At 68.0% G+C, this 19,078-nt stretch carries 20 protein-coding genes and 1 pseudogene; 13 read left to right on the top strand and 8 right to left on the bottom strand.

The features are described from left to right. Nucleotides 1–12: 12 nt before the first annotated feature. The 4 genes and pseudogenes from ACK4K7_RS10280 to ACK4K7_RS10265 form a co-directional block, all read right to left on the bottom strand. Complete coding sequence (locus tag ACK4K7_RS10280; protein WP_431865754.1) at nt 13–3,486, bottom strand: hypothetical protein; 3,474 nt, start codon at nt 3,484–3,486, stop codon at nt 13–15. Beyond that, a complete protein-coding gene (locus ACK4K7_RS10275; protein WP_431865752.1) occupies nt 3,479–4,429 on the bottom strand; it encodes a DUF4007 family protein in 951 nt (316 codons plus the stop codon). Before ACK4K7_RS10275 ends, ACK4K7_RS10280 begins: the two co-directional genes overlap by 8 nt. Further along, nucleotides 4,429–5,598, bottom strand: a complete 1,170-nt coding sequence (locus ACK4K7_RS10270; protein ID WP_431865751.1) for a cysteine desulfurase family protein — start codon at nt 5,596–5,598, stop codon at nt 4,429–4,431. The genes ACK4K7_RS10275 and ACK4K7_RS10270 overlap by 1 nt, the downstream gene beginning before the upstream one ends. After that, nucleotides 5,591–5,848: pseudogene (locus tag ACK4K7_RS10265) on the bottom strand (helix-turn-helix domain-containing protein); the annotation flags it as partial. The gene ACK4K7_RS10270 and the pseudogene ACK4K7_RS10265, both read right to left, overlap by 8 nt. Nucleotides 5,849–5,883: 35 nt before the next feature. Here ACK4K7_RS10265 and ACK4K7_RS10260 point away from each other — a divergent pair. From ACK4K7_RS10260 to ACK4K7_RS10240, 5 genes are all read left to right on the top strand, one after another. Continuing rightward, complete coding sequence (locus ACK4K7_RS10260; protein ID WP_431865749.1) at nt 5,884–6,261, top strand: hypothetical protein; 378 nt, start codon at nt 5,884–5,886, stop codon at nt 6,259–6,261. Nucleotides 6,262–6,459: 198 nt separating this feature from the next. Continuing rightward, nucleotides 6,460–7,656 carry a DUF932 domain-containing protein gene (locus ACK4K7_RS10255; protein ID WP_431865747.1) on the top strand — a complete coding sequence of 399 codons (1,197 nt, stop codon included), beginning with the start codon at nt 6,460–6,462 and terminating at the stop codon, nt 7,654–7,656. 174 nt (nt 7,657–7,830) lie between these two features. Next, nucleotides 7,831–9,981, top strand: a complete 2,151-nt coding sequence (locus ACK4K7_RS10250) for a ParB/RepB/Spo0J family partition protein (RefSeq protein WP_431865746.1) — start codon at nt 7,831–7,833, stop codon at nt 9,979–9,981. Between the two features lie 69 nt (nt 9,982–10,050). Continuing rightward, the gene (locus ACK4K7_RS10245) at nt 10,051–11,115 is read left to right on the top strand and encodes a DUF7146 domain-containing protein (RefSeq protein ID WP_431865744.1); all 1,065 of its coding nucleotides are present in this window, start codon (nt 10,051–10,053) and stop codon (nt 11,113–11,115) included. Between the two features lie 281 nt (nt 11,116–11,396). Continuing rightward, complete coding sequence (locus ACK4K7_RS10240) at nt 11,397–12,314, top strand: DUF2493 domain-containing protein (protein WP_431865742.1); 918 nt, start codon at nt 11,397–11,399, stop codon at nt 12,312–12,314. 20 nt (nt 12,315–12,334) lie between these two features. Here the strand turns inward: ACK4K7_RS10240 and ACK4K7_RS10235 are convergent, their stop codons facing one another. The 3 genes from ACK4K7_RS10235 to ACK4K7_RS10225 are packed head-to-tail and all read right to left on the bottom strand — an operon-like array spanning nt 12,335 to nt 13,754. Beyond that, complete coding sequence (locus ACK4K7_RS10235; RefSeq protein ID WP_431865740.1) at nt 12,335–12,685, bottom strand: DUF3147 family protein; 351 nt, start codon at nt 12,683–12,685, stop codon at nt 12,335–12,337. Continuing rightward, complete coding sequence (locus tag ACK4K7_RS10230; protein WP_431865738.1) at nt 12,682–13,281, bottom strand: TetR/AcrR family transcriptional regulator; 600 nt, start codon at nt 13,279–13,281, stop codon at nt 12,682–12,684. The genes ACK4K7_RS10235 and ACK4K7_RS10230 overlap by 4 nt, the downstream gene beginning before the upstream one ends. After that, the gene (locus ACK4K7_RS10225; protein ID WP_431865736.1) at nt 13,281–13,754 is read right to left on the bottom strand and encodes a hypothetical protein; all 474 of its coding nucleotides are present in this window, start codon (nt 13,752–13,754) and stop codon (nt 13,281–13,283) included. The genes ACK4K7_RS10230 and ACK4K7_RS10225 overlap by 1 nt, the downstream gene beginning before the upstream one ends. Nucleotides 13,755–14,064: 310 nt before the next feature. Here ACK4K7_RS10225 and ACK4K7_RS10220 point away from each other — a divergent pair, with 310 nt between their 5' ends. From ACK4K7_RS10220 to ACK4K7_RS10210, 3 genes are all read left to right on the top strand, one after another. Beyond that, nucleotides 14,065–14,226 carry a hypothetical protein gene (locus tag ACK4K7_RS10220; protein ID WP_431865734.1) on the top strand — a complete coding sequence of 54 codons (162 nt, stop codon included), beginning with the start codon at nt 14,065–14,067 and terminating at the stop codon, nt 14,224–14,226. 132 nt (nt 14,227–14,358) lie between these two features. Next, nucleotides 14,359–14,835 carry a hypothetical protein gene (locus ACK4K7_RS10215; protein ID WP_431865733.1) on the top strand — a complete coding sequence of 159 codons (477 nt, stop codon included), beginning with the start codon at nt 14,359–14,361 and terminating at the stop codon, nt 14,833–14,835. A 549-nt stretch (nt 14,836–15,384) separates the two neighbouring features. Beyond that, nucleotides 15,385–15,708: a DUF736 domain-containing protein gene (locus ACK4K7_RS10210; RefSeq protein ID WP_431865731.1), complete on the top strand. Its 324-nt coding sequence runs from the start codon at nt 15,385–15,387 to the stop codon at nt 15,706–15,708. A 111-nt stretch (nt 15,709–15,819) separates the two neighbouring features. Here ACK4K7_RS10210 and ACK4K7_RS10205 read toward each other — a convergent pair whose 3' ends face one another. Beyond that, on the bottom strand, nt 15,820–16,050 hold the full coding sequence (locus tag ACK4K7_RS10205) for a helix-turn-helix domain-containing protein (protein WP_431865729.1): 231 nt from the start codon (nt 16,048–16,050) through the stop codon (nt 15,820–15,822). A gap of 158 nt (nt 16,051–16,208) precedes the next feature. Here ACK4K7_RS10205 and ACK4K7_RS10200 point away from each other — a divergent pair, with 158 nt between their 5' ends. The 5 genes from ACK4K7_RS10200 (at nt 16,209) to ACK4K7_RS10180 (ending at nt 18,931) form a co-directional block, all read left to right on the top strand. Next, a complete protein-coding gene (locus ACK4K7_RS10200) occupies nt 16,209–16,484 on the top strand; it encodes a DNA -binding domain-containing protein (protein ID WP_431865728.1) in 276 nt (91 codons plus the stop codon). 90 nt (nt 16,485–16,574) lie between these two features. Next, entirely contained in the window at nt 16,575–16,847 is a 273-nt protein-coding gene (locus ACK4K7_RS10195; protein WP_431865726.1) for a transcriptional regulator domain-containing protein, read from the top strand. A gap of 61 nt (nt 16,848–16,908) precedes the next feature. Then, nucleotides 16,909–17,400 carry a DUF2285 domain-containing protein gene (locus ACK4K7_RS10190; protein WP_431865811.1) on the top strand — a complete coding sequence of 164 codons (492 nt, stop codon included), beginning with the start codon at nt 16,909–16,911 and terminating at the stop codon, nt 17,398–17,400. 353 nt (nt 17,401–17,753) lie between these two features. After that, nucleotides 17,754–18,038 carry a helix-turn-helix transcriptional regulator gene (locus tag ACK4K7_RS10185; protein ID WP_431865725.1) on the top strand — a complete coding sequence of 95 codons (285 nt, stop codon included), beginning with the start codon at nt 17,754–17,756 and terminating at the stop codon, nt 18,036–18,038. Nucleotides 18,039–18,046: 8 nt separating this feature from the next. Further along, entirely contained in the window at nt 18,047–18,931 is an 885-nt protein-coding gene (locus tag ACK4K7_RS10180; RefSeq protein ID WP_431865723.1) for a replication initiator protein A, read from the top strand. Nucleotides 18,932–19,078 lie beyond the last annotated feature (147 nt).

The following is a 19,078-nucleotide window of genomic DNA, read 5'->3' as shown; positions in this document are numbered from 1 at the left end:
TCGAGGCAGCGGTCACTTGCGCGTTCTCTTAGCAGGCTGGGCGACCGCCTCCGGCTGAGAAGCGGCGTCGAGATCCGCCCACATCAAGTGGGCGAGCAGCTGAAGCCGCATGAGTCGATCCTGCGGAAGCCGGCCACGGATCAGCTCGGCTTCAGCGGCCAGATCACGATCGTCGGGACGCGGCTCGATGACGCGCAGGCGATCCTCACCGTCACCGCGGGTAAGGTTAAGCCGTATTGCCTCAGCGACGGGTGTGCCGCCTTCGCCGAGAAAGGCTGTTCCCTCCACTTTGTGGAAAAGCTCAGCGAGCGCGCCGATCTCCTCTCCGAACCGGGCCTCGTCGCCCGGCGCCCACCGGGCCGGCGGTTTGGCGACGACGAAGCTCGCCAGCGCCTCCGCCCAAGCCTCATCGGACAGGCCCGGGTCGCGCAACCGCAGTGCGAAGGTCCGTAGCCGCGGCTCGCGCGCCGCGAGCGACACGCGAGCCGCACGCGAAGCCAGGCGAGCGCGATCGAAGGTGGCCGCGTCCGAACCGCTTGCCTGGGCGACCTGAGCGATAATGCGCGCGAGAAGCTCGGGGTATGCGCCACGGAGCTCCCCGACAGCGTCATGTAGCGCTGACACGAAACACCGCACGCGTTCGCCGTCGCTCTCCTCATCGGGCGAGAACGCCTCAACCCCGCATGCCTTCGGGAGGTCTGTGAAGAGCATTGTGGCCGGCTCGCGCGCCGACAGCAAAGCGTCGCGCACGTTGAGCGCTTCACGGCTAAGCGATGTACAGCGCCGGGTGTAGTCGGGGAGCTGGGCCGCGAACTGACAAAGCGGCCGAACGACGTCAAGGATGTCCGGGGCTCGGCCCTCGGACGGCTTCGAGAAGGCTTGCGCGAGTTCGCTGAAGACCTCCGAGCGCACCCCAGCGATCCGACAATGCTGCACCTCGAATGTCGCTGGCGCCTTTGTGAGCCGAAGGAAGTCGGTGGGCCCGAAACGGTGCAGGAACGTGCCGTGCTCATAGACGGCCAGTTCGTGAGAGCGGGTTCGGAGGATGATTGCCAGCAGGAGCGGTGCGACACCGGCACGTACGCCCCAAGGACTTACTCGCAGTCCCTCAAGGATTGTCAGGACGGAGACGCGGTCGCCTCGCGCGTCTTCGATCATGTCGATGATGCGATCGAACGCCGGCCGTAGCCGCAGCGGATCGTGCTTTGTTGGCTCCTCAATCCGGTAGCGTTCGTCGACCTGAACGTGGACGCCGCCCTTCCGGATGACGGAGAGATACATCGACTTCTCTGGCGGCGCCTTGACGGGGTCGATCCCGAGCAAAGGATCGTCGGGTGCATTGAACAGCCCTTCGATGAGGCGCATCCGCGCGCCGGCTGCCGCGCTGCTCAACGTGTTTCGGTTGAGCAGCTCGTTCGAGATTTTTGGGGCCTTCGGATAAAGATCATCGCAGACGTCCGAGAGGAGCGCCGTCAGCCCACCGCGTTTCGGCGAGCGGACGGTCTCGCCCGCGCGGTACCAGCAAACATCGGTAGCAACTCCGCTGCGCAAGCCGAGGAGCGCTTCCAAGCGGCTGAACAAGGCGCGGCGGGCACTGGCCAGCTGCCGGGCGACTTCTGCGGCCGCATAGGCATCATCCGCGAGCTGCGGCGTGTTGTCAGCGACCCACTGCCAGCATCTCAAGTCCTGAAGCTCTGGGGCCAGCCCGAGGAGCGGCTGGGGGATGCCGACGATCACATCCTTCCGCTCATTGTACGGAGCATCGCCCGCCGCCTTGAGCGCGAGTTCGCGCTCCTGCAGGGTGTCCGCGAGCGCGATGACGATCGCGCCATCTCCCTCGAAGGCCTTCTTCAGCCCGTCCTTGAGGGCTGCAGCCGCTGTATAGCGTAATTCGAAATACCGGAGCGTCCCCTTCTCGACGTAGTGGCGGCGAGCGAGCACCGGCTCCTTATCCAGGAACGGCTCTATCGCGCCCGCAACGGTTTCGACCGGCCCGAGTGCACGAGCAGCCTTCTCGAGCGCTGCATCCAGGCTGACGCTGGAGTTCGGCCAGAGCCGCAACGCCCCTGCGAGTCCACGCTGGAACAATAAGCCTCGATCGCACAGTTGGACCAAAGCGGCCCGCACCTGATCGGCCGTACAGTGTGAGAAGGCGGCGACCAGTGCCGCGGTCGTCGGAAGAAGGTCGTCCGCGTCGACTAGATTAAGGATCGCAACGGACTTGAGGAGCTGCATCTCGAGCGCGTTGGCCTCAATGATGCTGTCGATCGTCTCGGCAATCCGAACCCAGTGGCTGCGATAGCTGGCACCGGCCAAGCGATGCCCGAACGAAGCCCGGACATAGTCATAAAATTCCGCCAGCCCGTACCAGACTTCAGCGGCCGGCTTCCGACTGGCAAACGCCTGCAGCCCAAAAGGCTCAGACGACAGGAGGAAACCGAACAGCGATCGCTCATGCTGACCGAAGCGGGCGAAGAAGCGGACCAGAACCGGCAGCAGCGTCGGATGGAGCGGGTACAGCCGCGCTGCATCGAGCGTCGCGGCTCCCGTGGTGCCGCCGCCGAGCCATCCGGTCGCCGAAGTCGCCGTTGCCGCCGCTCGCGCCGCGTCGCGGACGGCGGTGGGCAAGCGCTTGGTCTGAACGTCAAGCGCGCCGGCGACGAGCGCGGCGGTATGCGCGAGAGGCTGATCGAAGACGATCTCCTCGAAGCGACCCGCGACCTTATCCCATTCATGCTTGGCAACCGCCGGCAGACGATCTGCGTAGGCTTGGAAGCCTTGGTGCAGCAGCCCGAGGAATACAAACGGCTGAGCGCCGCTGCGAGCTGCCAGCTCGGCGAGCCGCTGGAGCACGAACACGTCCTCACGATCCGGATGCTGGGCGGCATGCTCGAGGAACTTGCCCAATTCATCGATGATCAGAAGAACGCCGGCACCGTCGCTGCCCGCCAGCTCTCGGACCTGCCCGATCAAGACTTCAACGTCGCCTGGCCCGCCGTTCGCTGCAATTTCCTCTGCGCGCGCTCGCAGTGACTCGATCGCGCGGCTCTTTCGCTTCGCGAGCGATGCGTGATGCGCCAGCGCTTCGCCGACGCCGCGCGCCAGCGCTGGCACGAGGCTTTCACGCGATCCTGTCACTAAGATCGGCCACAGTTTCGGAGCGCCATCCGTGAACCGCGCGGCCCATCCGAGGGCCGCAGCGACCCGGTCGAGCGCGGCGCCGCCTCGACCACTCAATATTTGGGCCAACAGCAACGCGAACGAAGACTTGCCGACGCCATAGTCGCCGGTGACACGCCAAGCACGTCGCCCAGACGCTGCACGAAGGCCGTCTGCCACACGCGCGACCGCCTCCGCCATCGACGGCGTGAGGATGTAGTTCTCCAGCGCCGCCTCATCGACAAAGTCGCGCTCAAGCTGCACCGACCGCAGAAAGCGATTGGGGATCCGGAAAAGGTCGACGATGGCCGCCCCTGCGTCAGGCATATGCCATCTCCTCTTCGTACACTTCAGCAAGGGTCGGTGTGGAAACGCCCTTGCGGCGCGACAACAAGCCTTGCACGGCAGACGGCTGGTAGCTGAACGGGCTTCTCGGGTCGGCGCCGTAGGCCTCCAATCGCGTGCGCACATCGTCTTCGGGCAGCTTGAAGATTTGTCCCGGTGAGCAGACACCGACAGTCACCTCTCGCAGCGTCAGCGTCTCCTCGTTCGGCCTAAACCGCGCCCAGTAGTCTGCCAAGCAATAGCCAAACAGAGCCGCGCTGATCTCGCGCTTGGGTTCGCGACGAAAGGCAAACACTGTTTCGAAGCGTCCACTCTCGCTTCTACGTTCACCGATCGCCTGCAGGAGCGAAAGCTCTACCAGAGGGCCGTCGAGTGAGTCTTCAAGGCCGACGCCGCTTCCCCGCGCCGGATGATAGGTGTGCAGAAAAACGTCGAGATGCTGCGACAAGGTCACCTCGCTGTGCGAATGCCCCAGCCGGAGCGACTCTCGGGTGAACGCCGCAAGCGCTTCGGTGCGCGTAAGCTCCGGGTAAGCCCAGTGGTTGAGCAGGAAACGCCAGGCAAACAGAGCATTGTCGTGCCTCGAGGCAAGCTTCCAATGCAGCAGCCAGAGCGTTCGGACATCCTCGATGAAACGGTCGTGGCCTTTCGGGCCGAAGACTTCGTGGGCGAACTCAGTTAGCTGCAAGGCTCGGCCCTCAGGTCTGGCGACGCCCATAACCTCGGCCCAGAACCGGAGCGCTCGCACCATGTTCTTGCCTAAGCCCAGCTCCGTGATCGCCGCGTCCTCGTCGGCGAAAAGGGCCGGGTTGACTGCGAGGCCTCGATACGCCTTCGGCAGCCAGGCATAGCGGCAGGCGAAGGTCTCATGTCCGGAGAACCTCATCGTACCAGCCCGAGGCCCGCTCAGTTCAGCGGCGGCCATCACGCACACTCCCTCACTTCTGACCGGACGGCCAGCGCCGCCCGGATGATCGCCTCGGCGGCCTGATCCGCGTCCTGCAGGCTCGTCCCTCGGCCTGGTGAAATGCGAAGCGCCGTCTCCTGCAGCTCGTCCGACAGCCCCATGGCTCGGAGCACATGCGAAGGCTCCTGCGCACCGGAGGAGCAGGCTGCTCCGGTCGAGATCGCAACCTCGCGCCGCAACCTTGCAACGACGGCGTGATTCGGCGCGCCGGGCACGCTGACGTGGAGGTTGTGCGGCAAGCGGTGGAGGCGATCGCCGTTCACGACGAGACCGGGAATTTCGCTCTTCAGAGCCGTTTCCAGCCGATCGCGAATGCCTCTGAGATGGTAGGCGAACTCCGGCATCCCTTCGCGAGCTATCCGGCATGCTAGGCCAAGCCCCGCCACCGCCGGGACATTCGTTGTGCCGGCATGACCTGCCGCCGCATCGGCCGCGTCTGTTCGCGCCAGCGGACCGATAAGCGCGCCCACGCCCTTCGGTCCGTAGAGCTTGTGTCCACTGAGGACGAGGTAGTCGATCCCCCACGACTCCGCGTCGAGCTCCACAAGGCCTGCCGCTTGCGTCGCATCCACAAGGATCTCGGCACCCGCGTCGCGGGCTCGCTCGGCCGCCTCTTGGACGGAGTGTAGCGTCCCGACCTCATTATTCGCAGCCATTAGGCAGAGAAGGTCGACGCCATCAGTTAGGACGCGAGCGATCTCCGGTAGCGCCACCTTCCCGGCATAATCGACAGACAGCCACTCGACTGCTGCGGTGCCGGCGCGCTCCATTCGCTCCAACTGATCCAACACCGCTCGATGCTCGGCACGGGACGCAGCGACCCGCAGCGGCCTATCGGCTTGAGAACGTGCGATCTGGAACGCGAGTCGGATCGCCTCGGTCGCGCCAGAGGTAAAGCGGACCTGATTGGGCGATGCGCCCACCAGCGCGGCAACCTCCGTCGCGGCACCAGCCACAAGCGCCGAAGCCTCTTCTCCGTAGAAGTGATCAGCACTCGCAGCGTTTCCGAACCGCGTCGTCATGACGTCGACCATCAGCGCCGCGACCCGCGAGTCCACGGGCGTAGTCGATTGATGATCAAGATAGATCGGACGCCCACCGTCCGTAGAGTTTTGGACTTCAGGCATCGCTCAGACCCGAAATCTCGGCGGTGAGGCTGGCAAGAGCGGGATCAGCTGGTTCGTACACGCGGATCTCGACCGATCGGCCCAGCATGACCAACCAGGAAACGAGCTTTTCCAAGCTGACGCTTGCCGTTCGACCGCGCAAAACTTTCGACAGCGTCGGCTGATCCGTGCCCAGTAATCGTGCGGCCTGGACCTGCGTCATGGCTTTCTGCATCATCGCCATCTGCAAGGCTATGACGAGCTGCGCCCGCGCCTTGAGATGCCCCTCAAGGACATCTCGTTCTGTTGCGACGCCGGTATCTTCACGAGCTTACAGACGCTCTCACCAAAATCAAAACCGAAGATCTTGATGAGCCGGATGCCGCGCGATTGAAGACCTTCCTCCTTGGAAGCAAAGAGTCGGAACGCGCGCGTGGCTTCTTGACGAAGGGCGCACTTGTGAAAGAGGCGGGCCCGCTCGGCACCCGCTTCCTTATCGCAGTCGCGCCTGAAAAGAAGGCTGACAGCGCGTGGCTGCAATTCGTTCTTTCCGTGGACGATGCAGGAATGGAGGAGCTCCTTGCTGCGGACCCGTTGTTCACCGTGGCTGATGAACCGGTTGCGGCTGCGGCCCCGGCGCTAGACCCTGGGCAAGCGGAACAGGCAGATGCCGCAAAAGGGTGAGCACCCAACAACTGGTCCAGACTGACCAGGAGGGGTGCTGGGGAAGGCTTTTCCCCACGGCCGAGTCCGACGTCTCGGCCGACCCGTTCTGCGGGGACACCCCGCAACGCCCCGAGAGGAAGAGGACGGCGGCTGTCGCCGTGACGGGTTGAGGGTCGAGAGAGAGGCTCCCGGCCGGCCCGTCGCGGGAGACCTGCGATGACCAACGTGGAAGTTCTGGACGCCCGCCCCGATCCGCGGGGCGGCTACCGCGTCGATGTCGGTCGCGGCGAGCGTATCGGGCGCGTGTCGTCCGAATGGTTCAGCCGCCCGGCGGACGAGCGTTACCTGTCCCTGTCCGAGCTGATGGCGGCGGTGAAGGGCCGCGCCGAGCGCAGCCGTACCCGCACGGTCGAGAGCGCGGGCGTTCGCGTCGAAGCCGATCGCGGCGACGCCGAGCGGCTCGCCCTGGTGCTACCGGGCTCGGATCAGCCGATCGCGCCCACCCACTGGAGCTTCGGCCAACTCGCCGCGCTCGTCGGCGCGCCGGCGGCCTACCTCCGGCAACTCCCGGCGCCGCTCGCCGGCATCAATCTCCAGTACGGGCTCACCTCGCACCGGGCCGAGCAGGTGAAGACGCTCGAGACCGACGATGGCCGGGTCGAGCTGCGCGCGGTCACCGGGCCGGATTATGGCCGGATCTACGATCACGAGCTGGTCGCCGCCGTCCAGCGGATCGCCGGCAACGGCACCGGCGACACGCGCTGGAAGGTGCCGGGCGTGCTCGACTGGTCGACGGGCGTCTACAATCCGCTGGTCGACATCACGCAGGACACGACCACGCTCTATGCGTCCGACCGTGACGTCTTCCTGTTCCTGGTCGACGACCTGAACCCGATCGAGGCGGGCCGCCTGCCCGACGGCTCGCCCGACCTCTACTTCCGCGGCTTCTATTGCTGGAACTCGGAGGTGGGCGCGAAGACGCTCGGCATCGCGAGCTTCTATCTCCGCGCGGTCTGCCAGAACCGCAATCTGTGGGGCGTCGAGGACTTCGAGGAGATCACCATCCGGCACTCGAAGTACGCCGCCTCCCGCTTCGCGCACGAAGCGGCGCCGGCGCTCACCCGCTTTGCCAACTCCTCGCCCCAGCCCTTCATCAACGGCATCCGTCAGGCGCGCGAGCGCATCGTGGCGCGCACCGACGAGGACCGGACCGAGTTCCTGCGGAAGCGCGGCTTTGGCAAGGCCGAGACGGCGAAGATCATCGAGACGGTGCTCGCCGAGGAGGGCCGCAAGCCTGAGTCCGTCTTCGACTTCGTCCAGGGCATCACGGCGGTCGCGCGCGACAAGCCGCACCAAGACGCACGGCTCGATCTCGAAGCCCGCGCGAAGAAGCTGCTCGATCAAGCAGCCTGACTACCGCCGAGCCGGGTCCGCGGGCTTACGGGTTTGCGACTTTCCGGCTCTGCGTCTCTCCTGATCCACGTCTTCGCGGCGTCGCCCTTTCAGAGTGAGAGGTCGGCGCTGCGCTTCGTGACGGGTTGAGGGTCGAGAGAGAGGCTCCCGGCCGCCCGTCGCGGAGTGAAGACCATGGCGACTACCGTTCAGAAGATCACCCTCGCGGCCTCCCGCGACATCCCCTTCAACAAGCTCCTGCTCTCCCAGTCGAACGTCCGGCGCGTGAAGGCCGGCGTGTCGATCGAGGAGCTCGCCGAGGACATCGCCCGGCGTGGCCTGCTCCAGGGCCTGTCGGTCCGCGCCGTCACCAACGAGGCGGGCGGCGAGACCGGCATGTTCGAGATCCCGGCCGGCGGCCGCCGCTACCGGGCGCTCGAACTCTTGGTGAAGCAGAAGCGCCTCGCCAAGACCGCGCCCGTGCCCTGCATCGTGCGCGAGGGCGGCGTCGCCGAGGAGGACAGCCTCGCCGAGAACGTCCAGCGCGCGCCACTGCACCCGCTCGACCAGTTCCGCGCCTTCCTCGCGCTGCGAGAGAAGGGCCAGTCCGAGGAGGAGATCGCCGCCACCTTCTTCGTCTCGGTCCAGGTGGTGAAGCAGCGCCTGAAGCTCGCCTCGGTCAGCCCCAAGCTCCTCGACGTCTATGCCGAGGACGATATGACCTTGGACCAGCTGATGGCCTTCACCGTCTCGGGCGACCATGCGCGTCAGGAGCAGGTGTTCGAGCGGCTGGCCCAGTCCTACGACAAGCAGCCCTACATGATCCGGCGCTGGCTGACCGAGGGCGCGGTGCGCGCCGCCGACAAGCGGGCGCAATTCATCGGCGTCGACGCCTATGTTGAGGCCGGCGGCTGCGTGCTGCGCGACCTGTTCCAGGGCGACGACGGCGGCTGGCTGCAGGACGTGGCGCTCGTCAACCTGATGACGGCCGAGAAGCTCCGCGAGGAAGCGGCCAAGGTCGAGGCCGAGGGTTGGAAGTGGGTCGAAGCCGCCCCCGATTTTCCCTATGGTCACAGCTTCGGCCTGCGGCATCTCCGCGGCGTGCCGATCGCGATCATGGCGGAGGAGCAGGCGACTCGCGATGCGCTCCAGGCCGAGTATGACGGCTTGGTCGCCGAATACGAGGACGCGCCCGAGCTCCCCGAGGACATCGACGCGCGGCTCGGCGAGCTGGAGACCGCGATCGAGGCGATCGACACCCGTCCGCTCGCCTACGATCCGGCCGAGGTCGCGCGTGCCGGCGCCTTCGTCAGCATCGATCGGAACGGCGCGCTGCTCGTAGAGCGCGGTTACGTCCGCCCCGAGGACGAGCTGCCCATCGAACCGGAGCCCGATGCGGAGGTCGCCGACGAGACCCGCGCCTTGGCTGCGAGCTACGATGGCGGCGAGAGCATCACGGCCGACGATCAGCCGCCCGCGCCCGAGCCGGAGGAAGACGAGGGCATGAAGCCCCTGTCCGACCGTCTCGTCTCGGAGCTGACCGCGTATCGCACGGTCGCGCTCCGCCAGGCGGTCAGCGAACGGCCGGACGTGGCGTACCTCGCCGTCCTGCACGCGCTGACGCTGAAGGTGTTCTACTCCTACGCCCAGGACAGCTGCCTCGAGCTCGACCTGCGAGCGGTTAGCTTCCCGGCCCAGACGCCGGGCCTGACCGACAGCACGCCGGCCCGGGCGCTCCGCCAAACGCACGAGAACTGGGACCACCAGCTTCCGGGCGAGCCGGAGGCGCTTTTGGACACGCTCGCCGGCTGGGACCAGGACAGCCGGGACGCGCTGTTCGCCTATGTCGTCAGCCACGGCGTCAACGCGGTCGTCGAGCCCTACAGCCGGCGTCCGCGCGCCATCGCCCATGCCGACAAGTTGGCGCAGGCGGTCGACCTCGACGTGGCGGCGACCGGCTGGACTCCGACCGCCGACACCTTCCTCGGCCGGGTCACCAAGGCGCGCATCCTCGCCGCAGTCGCCGAGGCGAAGGGTCAGCGCGCCGCCGACCGTATCGAGCACCTCAAGAAGGGTGAGATGGTCGAGCACGCGTCCGAGCTGCTCGGCGGCACCGGCTGGATCCCTGAGCCGCTGCGCACGCCCGGCCGGCTGCTCACCTTCGAGCGGCGCGAAAGCGGTGACGCGGCCAACGTCGACCAGGCCGATCCGATCTCGGCCGATCCGGTCGAGACCGTCGAAGAAATGGCGGAGGACGGCGGCGAAACGGCCATGGGCGATAACGAGCCCTCGGGCGAGGATGCATGGGCTGAGGCGGAAGCCCCCCACGCCGTCGCGGCCGAGTAGGAGAACCAAGCCCGTCCGCCTGGGCCCGTCGCGAAAGCGGCGGGCCCTTCTTCGTCCGGGAGCGTGAACATGCCCGACACCGCAGCCGAGATCGCCCGCCGGCTCGCCCGCGAGGCCGAGGCGGTCTGCCGGCACTATCTTTCCAACGGCTGGCGCGAGGGCCGCTACTGGCTCGTCGGCGACGTCGAGAACACACCAGGGCGCTCGCTCTTCGTGCGACTGACCGGGCCCGAGTCTGGCAAGGGCGCCGCCGGCAAGTGGACCGACGCCGCCACGGGCGAGCACGGCGACCTGCTCGACCTGATCGCGGCCGCCCGCAAGCTCGACACGCTCGGCGCCGCACTCGACGAGGCCCGCACCTTCCTGCGCCTGCCACGGCCCGAGCCGCAGGCATGGAGCAAGCCTAACCCAGCCCCGCAGGGTTCGCCCGAGGCGGCGCGACGGCTCTGGGCCATTTCGCAGCCGATCCACGGCACGGTCGCAGAAACGTATTTGCGCATTCGCGGCATCACGGATCTACGGAATTGCGGCTCGCTCCGCTTTAACCCGCGCTGCTGGTATCGCGGCGATCCCGACGACCCGGTCGACCGCGTTCGGGACGCCTGGCCAGCGCTCATCGCCTCCGTTCGCGACGGTTCCGGCAAGCTCACCGGAGCCCACCGCACCTGGCTCGCGCCGGACGGCTCCGGCAAAGCGCCCGTGTCGACCCCGCGCCGCGCCATGGGCCATCTGCTCGGGCATGGCGTCCGCTTCGGCGTGGCTGACGATGTGATGGCCGCCGGTGAGGGCATCGAGACGATGCTGTCGCTCCGACAGGTCACGCCGGCACTGCCGATGGTCGCCGCGCTCTCCGCCAACCACCTCGCGGCCCTAGAACTGCCGGTCGGCCTGCGCCGGCTTTATCTCGTGCGGGACGACGACTCTGCCGGACATGGTGCGGTGGACGCACTGTCCGACAGAGCGACGGCTGCCGGGATCGAGGCGCTGATGCTGGACGCCAGCCTGGGCGATTTGAACGATGATCTCCGGCTGCTCGGCCGCGATATGCTTGCGGCAAGCATCAGGCTGCAGCTCGCCCCGGAGGACATCGGACGCTTCCTCGCCGTGAATGGACCGTCCCGTAACGTCGCCTGACGGGAATCGCTCGTTGCCATGTCACCGTCCCCCTCGGGGAGAGCCGCGGCTTCGGCCTTCCGAGAGGGGCGATCGGACCGGAGCCGGGCCGGGCCGGCAACGGCTGCGCGCGACTTTCTTCCCCGGCCTTCGGCCTTCCTCGCGAGACAAGAAAGCCGTGCTCGCCGTCCTCCGCTCCGCTTCGGCCGCCGCGAGTGCGCGTCGGTGCAGGCCCGGTCCGCCCCCGCTCTTCGTCGCCCATCGAAGGCCGCGAGAGGCGCGGCCCCGAACCGGAGGCGACCATGACCGACCACGACGAGCTACATCAGTCGAGCCCTACCGCCGAAGTCCTCCACGAACTCCAGCTCTACGGCTTCCGCCCCTTCCAGGACGAGCCCGACCCGCGACCGTTGCCTGAGGGTCGCCTCGTCACCGGAGCCCTCGCCGACATCTTCGACGCGCTGGCCTCGACGCTCCAGGACACCCGCCTCGAGCCCGATCTCGAAGACCTGCTCTGGGGCCAGGTGAACCTCTTGCACCGCGCCGCCGAGCGGATCGAGCGCGAGCTCGACGACAACGAGCAGGCGCAGCGCCGGTCGCAACGCGAGCAGGATGGCTCGGAGGTCCGGTCGGTCGAGCTGGAGCGCCTCACGGCCGAGGGTCTGACGCTGATCGAGCGCCGCAACAGCTTCGAGCTAATGCGTGACACCGCTGCCGACCTCTATCGCACCCACACCGGCACGGTCTGGCTGCCGCGGCACGGCAGCCTCGTGAACCGCAAGGCGCTGACCGCCGCAATGATCGACAGCCGCGACTTCATCGCCGCCCGTCGGCGCGCCGAAACCGAGGTGATGCTGCCGGCGGGTCCGAAGGTCGCCTTCACCGGAGGCGAGTTCCAGGATGTGACCGCCATCTGGTCGGCACTCGACCGGGTCCGCGCCAAGCACCCCGGCATGGTGCTCCTGCACGGCGGCAACCCGAAGGATGCCGAGAAGATCGCGTCCCGCTGGGCCGATCACCGCAAGGTGCCGCAGGTCGCCTTCAAGCCCGACTGGGCCAAGCACGGCAAGGCCGCACCGTTCAAGCGCAACGACCAGATGTTGGATGTCCTGCCGATCGGCGTCGTGGTGTTCCCGGGCACGGGCATCCAGGACAACCTTGCCGACAAGGCCCGCAAGCTCGGCATCCCACTGTTCGACTTCCGAAAGGGCGGCGCGTAAGTGCCGCCCTGAACGACGTTTCAGAGATCGACGCCGAAGCGGGCCAGCACGGTCGCGGTCACGACATAGAGCACGGCGGTGAGAACCACGCCGATCACCAGCGCGAGCCAGAAGCTCAGCCCTGCCCGCAGCATCGCGGGTATGGCCAGGAACATCGGCAGGCTCGGAAGCACGTACCAGAAGGTCGCCTCCGCGTGGGCGGCGAGCCGTAGTCGGTCGCCCGTGTCGCGCCACAGCCAGATCATGCCCAGCACCGAGACCAGAGGCAGGGACGCCACCAGGGCGCCGAACGCCGGGCTGCGCTTCGCAAGCTCCGACGCCGCGACGATGATGACCGCCGAGATCACCGCCTTTACGACCAGATAAATCACGCTCGCTTCTCCTTCGGATCGAGGCCGGACCACAGCAAAGAGCCGGCACGCTCGGCCCGGTCGGCTCGTGTCTCGGCCGTGCCCGCCAGCAAGGCCGTGAGCGCTTGGCCGTGAACAAGCTCGAGCAACACGGCCGCAAGTCGCCCGGCCTCGATGCAGCGGGCGAGGTCGCCCCGGTCCTGAAGCAGGGATAATCGATCTGCGATCGCCGCTCTGACGGCGTCGGGGCCGCCCGGCGCGTGCACCTCGGCCACCGCGGCGGGAAAGTCCGGGTGGAGCGCGGCGCGCAGCGCGCCCGGCATCGCAGGCTCGATCCAGGCCAGCAGGCGTTCCACCAGGCCGAGGAGATAGGTTCGCGCGCTCTTCACCCCGGCGGGCGGCATGTCGCCGATCAGTTCGTCGAGCGCCGGCGGCTTCGGCAGCATGGCGGCGAAGAAGAGCCGCTTCTTCGTGCCGTAGCGCTGGAAAAGCACCGCTTGGCTGATCCCGGCCGCTTCGGCGACCTCGCGCGTCGTTGCCTCCGCTCCGCGGGCGACGAACACCTCGCGCGCGGCGCGGAGCACGCGCGCTTCGTCGATGGTGCGCGGCCGGGCCATCAGGCCGACCCTGTCGGCGGAGGCGAGACCCGCACCCCAAACTCGCGTCGTATCTCGACGAGCGGCGTGTCGAGATAGCGGTCATAGTCCGTCCACGACCAGCGCTTCGTCATTCGCCGCGCCCTGAACGCCGCCACGGCGACCGCGGGCAGGGCCGAGAGCAGCGCGCGCATCCGGCGCGCGTGGCCGATCTCCCGCACGAACGTCCGGTGGTCCCCCGTGCCCATGACTTCGCTGAGCTGCCGGTGGGTGACCGTGGTGCCGAGCAGCATCCAGGCGTGCGCGATCGCCTCGCCCCGGTCCGACGTGTCGCACGCGAAGATCACATGCACGGCGTCGTGCGCGGTCATGGATCGCTCCACTTCGGGCGCGACAGAGGGCGCGACGTCGCGCTCCTTTGCATCCTCCTCTCTCAGCTGAGCGATGGCTTTACGCAGGCTGAGCGGGCAGTCGGGGTTCAGATAATCCAGCATGTGACCTCCTTGTCGGGGTCGAGCTAGCATTTGTAAGCCGTAGCTCACTAACGGCAACTGCCGTCCTTCAACCAGCGTTTCTCACAGCATCGGTTCTCTGGCGTCCGCCCCACGTCCAGCGAGCACCACCCCGGCTCTCGATGCGCTGATCCTTGGTCCGGCCCAGGACCTCGTGACGATCAACCCGCGAGGGGTCGGTACGCTGACGCTACCGCCGCCAGCGATGCTGCCGGTGATCGCAGCCCTGCGCGGACACGTCGGGCGCCTGTCGAGCGGGGGCGGTCCCCGCTCCCGAACAGGAGCCGGTCCGATGTCCTTGTCCCTCGCTCAGCGTCGCGCCTTCGATCTCGCCAAGAGCCTCATGGTCTGCGTCGTCCTGATCCAGACCGCCGACGGGTACAGCGTGATGCCCACGGCCGAGTTCGACGGACCGGCCGATGCGATCGTTCACGAATACGACCCGTTCAGCTGACGGGCGGTGTCGCTCGATGCGCGGCGCCGGCGTTCGATGCGGATTCCGGCGCCGCCGATCCTTTGCTATTCTACGCTCGCGCGCTGTGGAGGTGGTGGAAGCGCGTCCTGACCATGCCCATGGAGGACGCCCATGTTCATCGCCATTACCCTGAGCCTCGCCGCGACCGGCTTCCTGCTCTGGCTCCTCTTCAACCTCGCGGTCTACGCCTTGCCCTTCTATGCCGGGCTGTCCGCCGCCATGTGGGCCTACCAGCATGACGCCGGCTTCATCGGCGCCGCCCTTGTCGGCCTGGTCGTCGCCGGCCTGACCTTCGGCATGGGCCAGGGGCTGTTCGCCACGCTGCGATCGCCATGGCGCCGGGCGTTGGTCGCGGCGGTCTATGCCGGACCGGCGGGCGTGGCGGGCTACTTCGCCGTCTATGGCGTCTCGGGCATCGGCGGCACCGGCGAGGTCTGGCGCATCCTGTTCGCGTCGGTCGGCGCGGTAATCGTGGCCGGTGTCGCCTGGGTGCGCGTGAGCGCTCTCCACCCGGGCCACGAGGCGAGGCAGGCCGGGCCGCCTCGAAACTCCAGCTTCCGGCACATGGGTGCGGCCAACGACGGGTGAGGCTCGTCTACCCCCGGTCATCAGCGCTGGCCGTGCGCGCGGCAGGCGGCGAGATCGTCGGCGACGCCAGGCATCTGCGCCCCTGGATCGTCAGCTCTCACCTGGTCCCCATAGATCCCCCGGCCGAGTCGACTGCCGGGATGTGCGCCGGTCGTTGCGGCCGCGCCAGTCGGGAGAGTGCACCCACCTGTCTGCACGTCGTTGCCTGTCTTCGCGCGAGCGGCGGTGCCCGGCCCTTGGCGGCGGCTTGGAGGATCGGCCACGTCTCTGCCCCAAGGTGCTGTCGGTCCGCGGCCCAGTGCGGCCTCTCTCTGGCTCGATCTGGCCGAGGGTCGGCTTCGCCTCGATCGCCTGAGCCGCAACGGAGATCCGCAACTTTCTTCCCCTGACCGCACGCGGTCATTCCTCGCGAGGCAAGAAAGCCGCGTCTTCTCCGTCCTTCGTTATGCTGCGGGCCCTCCGGGCTGCGGCGTCGATCGCCCCCGGCCTTGCGATCGCCATCGAGGCCGCGATGGGCGCGGGCTCGAGACAGCGAGACAGGAGACTACCATGGCGACCATCGGCACCTTCAAGAAGTCCGGCAGCGAGTTCACCGGCGAGATCGTCACCCTCAGCGTCCAGGCCAAGGGCGTCCGCATCGTCCCCGAAGCCAACCGCGCCAACGAGAACGCGCCCTCCCACCGGGTCTTCGTCGGCCGGGCCGAGATCGGGGCCGCCTGGGAGAAGCGCTCGAACGAGGGCCGCGACTATCTCGGCCTGAAGCTCGACGATCCCAGCTTCACCGCTCCCATCTACGCCAACCTCTTCGACGACGAGGGCCAGGACACCTACTCCCTCATCTGGTCCCGCCCCAACGGCCGCCGCGGCGACTGAGACGGCCGGCCGACGCCCCGCCCGGGCCACCCGGGCGGGGCGCTCGCGTCATGATCAGGCCACCCGCAGATCGGAGTGGTCCAACCTTGCGGTCGGTTGCGCATCCCGGGCTCAAGGCGCTCCGACCTCGCCAGCGCTCTCCTCGAACAGCTGCGCGGGCTTCAGCTCCAGCGCCTGGCACACGAGCCAGATCGTCAGCAGCGTGACGTTCTTCTCACCCCGCTCCATCGCCCCGACATGCGCCCGGTCGATGCCCATGCGCTCGGCCACAGCCTCCTGACTGTAGCCGGCCGCCTTGCGATGGCGGCGCATGTTGGCGCCGAAGAGCTTGCGGATGTCCATCCGCAGGGTAGGCCACGTGTGGGCTTTTTAGTGCTACGCTGTATACAGCCCAGAGCAGGCTCGCCGCTTCGGCGTTGTCACCGGCCAGATGAGGTTTCCATCTTGAACGGCGTCGCGGTTCGCGCTTCTGAGCCTCCCGAGGCACGTCTGAGCAGGACATGGCCATGATGCCGACCACTCCACCGCCACTCACCGACCCTCCTCCAGACCGCTCGGAGCTCACCGACTACGACCGCGCCCACCTGAAGCTCTACATGCGGCTGCTCGACGCCGAAAAGGCCGGCGCCCCCTGGACCGAGGTCGTGCGGCGTCTGATGAGCATCGATCCCGCAACCGACCGGGACCGCGCCCAGCGCTTGCATGCCAGCCATCTGGCGCGGGCGCGCTGGGTCAGCGAGTTCGGCTATCGGGACCTGCTGCAGAAGAGCGGCTGAAGATTCCAGGCTTCGGGCGAAACGCGGCGGCCGAATCGAGTTCAACGGCCATCCTCGCATCCGGTGCCACGCTCGGTCAGGCATCGGCCTATGCCGTGGACGACGATAGCGCCGCACCACCTCTGGACGAATCTCACCCTCATGCGCCGCACGCCGCGGCTTCGCGTGAGGAGTAGACCCATGCCGCCCCGAGATTGGACCGACGACGACGCCTACACCTATTTGGACGCTCTGGATGCGTCGGGCTTCGCGTGGGAAGCGCTGCGGCGTAACCCCGCCTACGTCTCGGAGTTCCAGGGGAGCGCTGGCGGCCTAGCCGACTTCCCTGCGCGTTGGGGGTTGCGATTTCCCGGTCGATCCTGACCTCGCCGCTCCTGACGCTCCCGTCTTCTGGCTGCCGGAAATCGCACCGGCCGTCGTGGCGATGATCGCCGCCGCGCCGACGATGACTACGGGTCCCCGGGTCGACGACCTCCGCCCCGTGCAGAGCCGGACCGGAACGGAAGGCGAGTGGCGGAGGCTCGAAGGCGGGCAGGCCCTTGTGCTGGGCGCCCCGACAGGCTCCGCCACAGCCGCGGCGCTCGTGCCGTTCGATGACGATCTACCGATCCGGCTCGAAGCGACGCTCCGGCTCTGGCGCGCGTTGCGCGACCAGCCTGCGCCCGGCCTCCTCACGCCGACGCGACGCTGGCGCCTGGCCCGCTCCCTCTGCGCGCTCGACGGCCGATCCGGCGGCGCGTCGTACCGCGCCATCGCCGAGGTCCTGTTCGGGCGCAGGCGCGTGGCGGCCGAGCACTGGCCGACGAGCCCGTTGAAGGCCACGACCGCGCGGCTCACCGCTGCCGGCCGCGCGATGGTCCGCGGCGGCTATCGCGACCTGCTGCGCCTCCGGGTATCGCCGCGGCGGCGGCCATGAGCGGGCAAGCGAAGCGGCGGCGAACTCCAGGGGCGTGAACTCGCCGCCGTCGCGGTCCGGCTAGGGAGACCCGGTCCACGAGGGCGGGACCGAGTCGGGGCCCGACCCTGATCCCGCCGGTTCGGGCGACGCAGAGCGATGCGCTTCGTCCGGCCACCAACCGATCTCCACCACGCACCATCGCTGCAGCACATCGCGAGATCGAAGCAGTCATAGCCCAACGGATCCGAGTTCTTGGTGACGAACGCCGGCGTAGGCGTTCGTCATCCCCCTACGCCAGCGCGCTCCGCGATCTTCGCCCTCAGCCCGCCGCCGCAGTCCCGCGGCGCGGCGAAGCCCGAGGAGGCACGATCATGCCCGACCCGAACGCCGGACTTCCGCCACGCTATCTCCGCACCCCCGAGGCCGCCCGCTTCCTGGGCCTGTCCGGCCGGACCCTGGAGAAGCACCGCACCTACGGCACCGGCCCCAAATATTCGAAGCTCGGCGGCCGCGTCGTTTATGCGGTCAGCGACCTTCAGGCCTGGGTCAATCGCGGCAACAAGAGCTCGACCTCCGACGACACCGGCGAGACCGTGCTGCCGGCCAAGCGCCACGCGGCCGTCTCGCCGGCCTATGCCGGCCAAGCGCGCCGCTGAGCGCAACAATGCCCGCCCGCCGCCTTCGCCCCAGCGAGCGCGACCAGCTCGACCTGTTCAAGGCGATCCCCGGCGAACTCGCCGCCCGCGACAGCCAGGACCTCATGGCCTACCCGTTCTTCAGCCTCTCCAAGACGCCGCGCGTAAAGCCGATCGACTTCCGCATGGGCGCGATCGCCATCCGTGTCGAGGCGGTGCCCGAGCACGGCATGGCGACGATCTGGGACGCCGACGTGCTGATCTGGGCCGCCTCGCAGATCGTCGAGGCGCGCGACCGGGGCGCCGCGCCCTCGCGGCTCATGGCGGCGACCCCTTACGAGATCCTGACCTTCGTCGGACGCGGCACCTCGGCCCGCGATTATGATCGCCTGAAGGCCGGCCTCGACCGGCTCCAGTCGACCACCGTCGCCACCACCATCCGCCAGCCGAGCGAGCGGCGGCGCCACCGCTTCTCCTGGATCAACGAGTGGAAGGAGCGCGCCGACGCCTCGGGCCGGCCGCTCGGCCTCGAGCTGATCCTCCCCGATTGGTTCTACGCCGGCGTGATGGACGACGCGCTCGTCCTCACGATCGACCGCACCTATTTCGACCTGACCGGTGGGCTCGAGCGCTGGCTGTACCGGCTCGTGCGCAAGCATGGCGGTCGGCAGGCCGGCGGCTGGAGCTTCGACGTCGAGCACCTCCACCAGAAGTCGGGCTCGCTCTCGCCGCTCAAGCACTTCGCCTATGACCTGCGCGCCATCGTCGCCGCCCAGACGCTGCCCGGCTACAGCCTGGCGCTCGAGCGCGGCGCCCGCGGCCAGGAGCGGCTCGCCTTCGCGCCGCTTCCCGAAGACGGCTTCGAGCGCGCGGCCCGCCGCGTCGCCGGGCTCGGCCGTGGGGATAAGCTGTGAATCCCGTCGTGCTATCGGGGACCGCCCCTATCGTGCCATCGGGGACCCGATCCTCGTGCTATCGGGGACCGGAACGCCCGAAAAACCGCGCCGCAACAGCGGCTTACCCGCCTCCTAACTGTGCTAACCTAGATTCCTTCGGAATCT

Origin of the sequence: Allosphingosinicella sp., assembly GCF_046295735.1 — a bacterium.
Lineage (GTDB): Bacteria > Pseudomonadota > Alphaproteobacteria > Sphingomonadales > Sphingomonadaceae > Allosphingosinicella.
The sequence above is the reverse complement of the archived record's forward strand: the minus strand, read 5'-3'. Positions and strand labels throughout refer to the sequence as shown.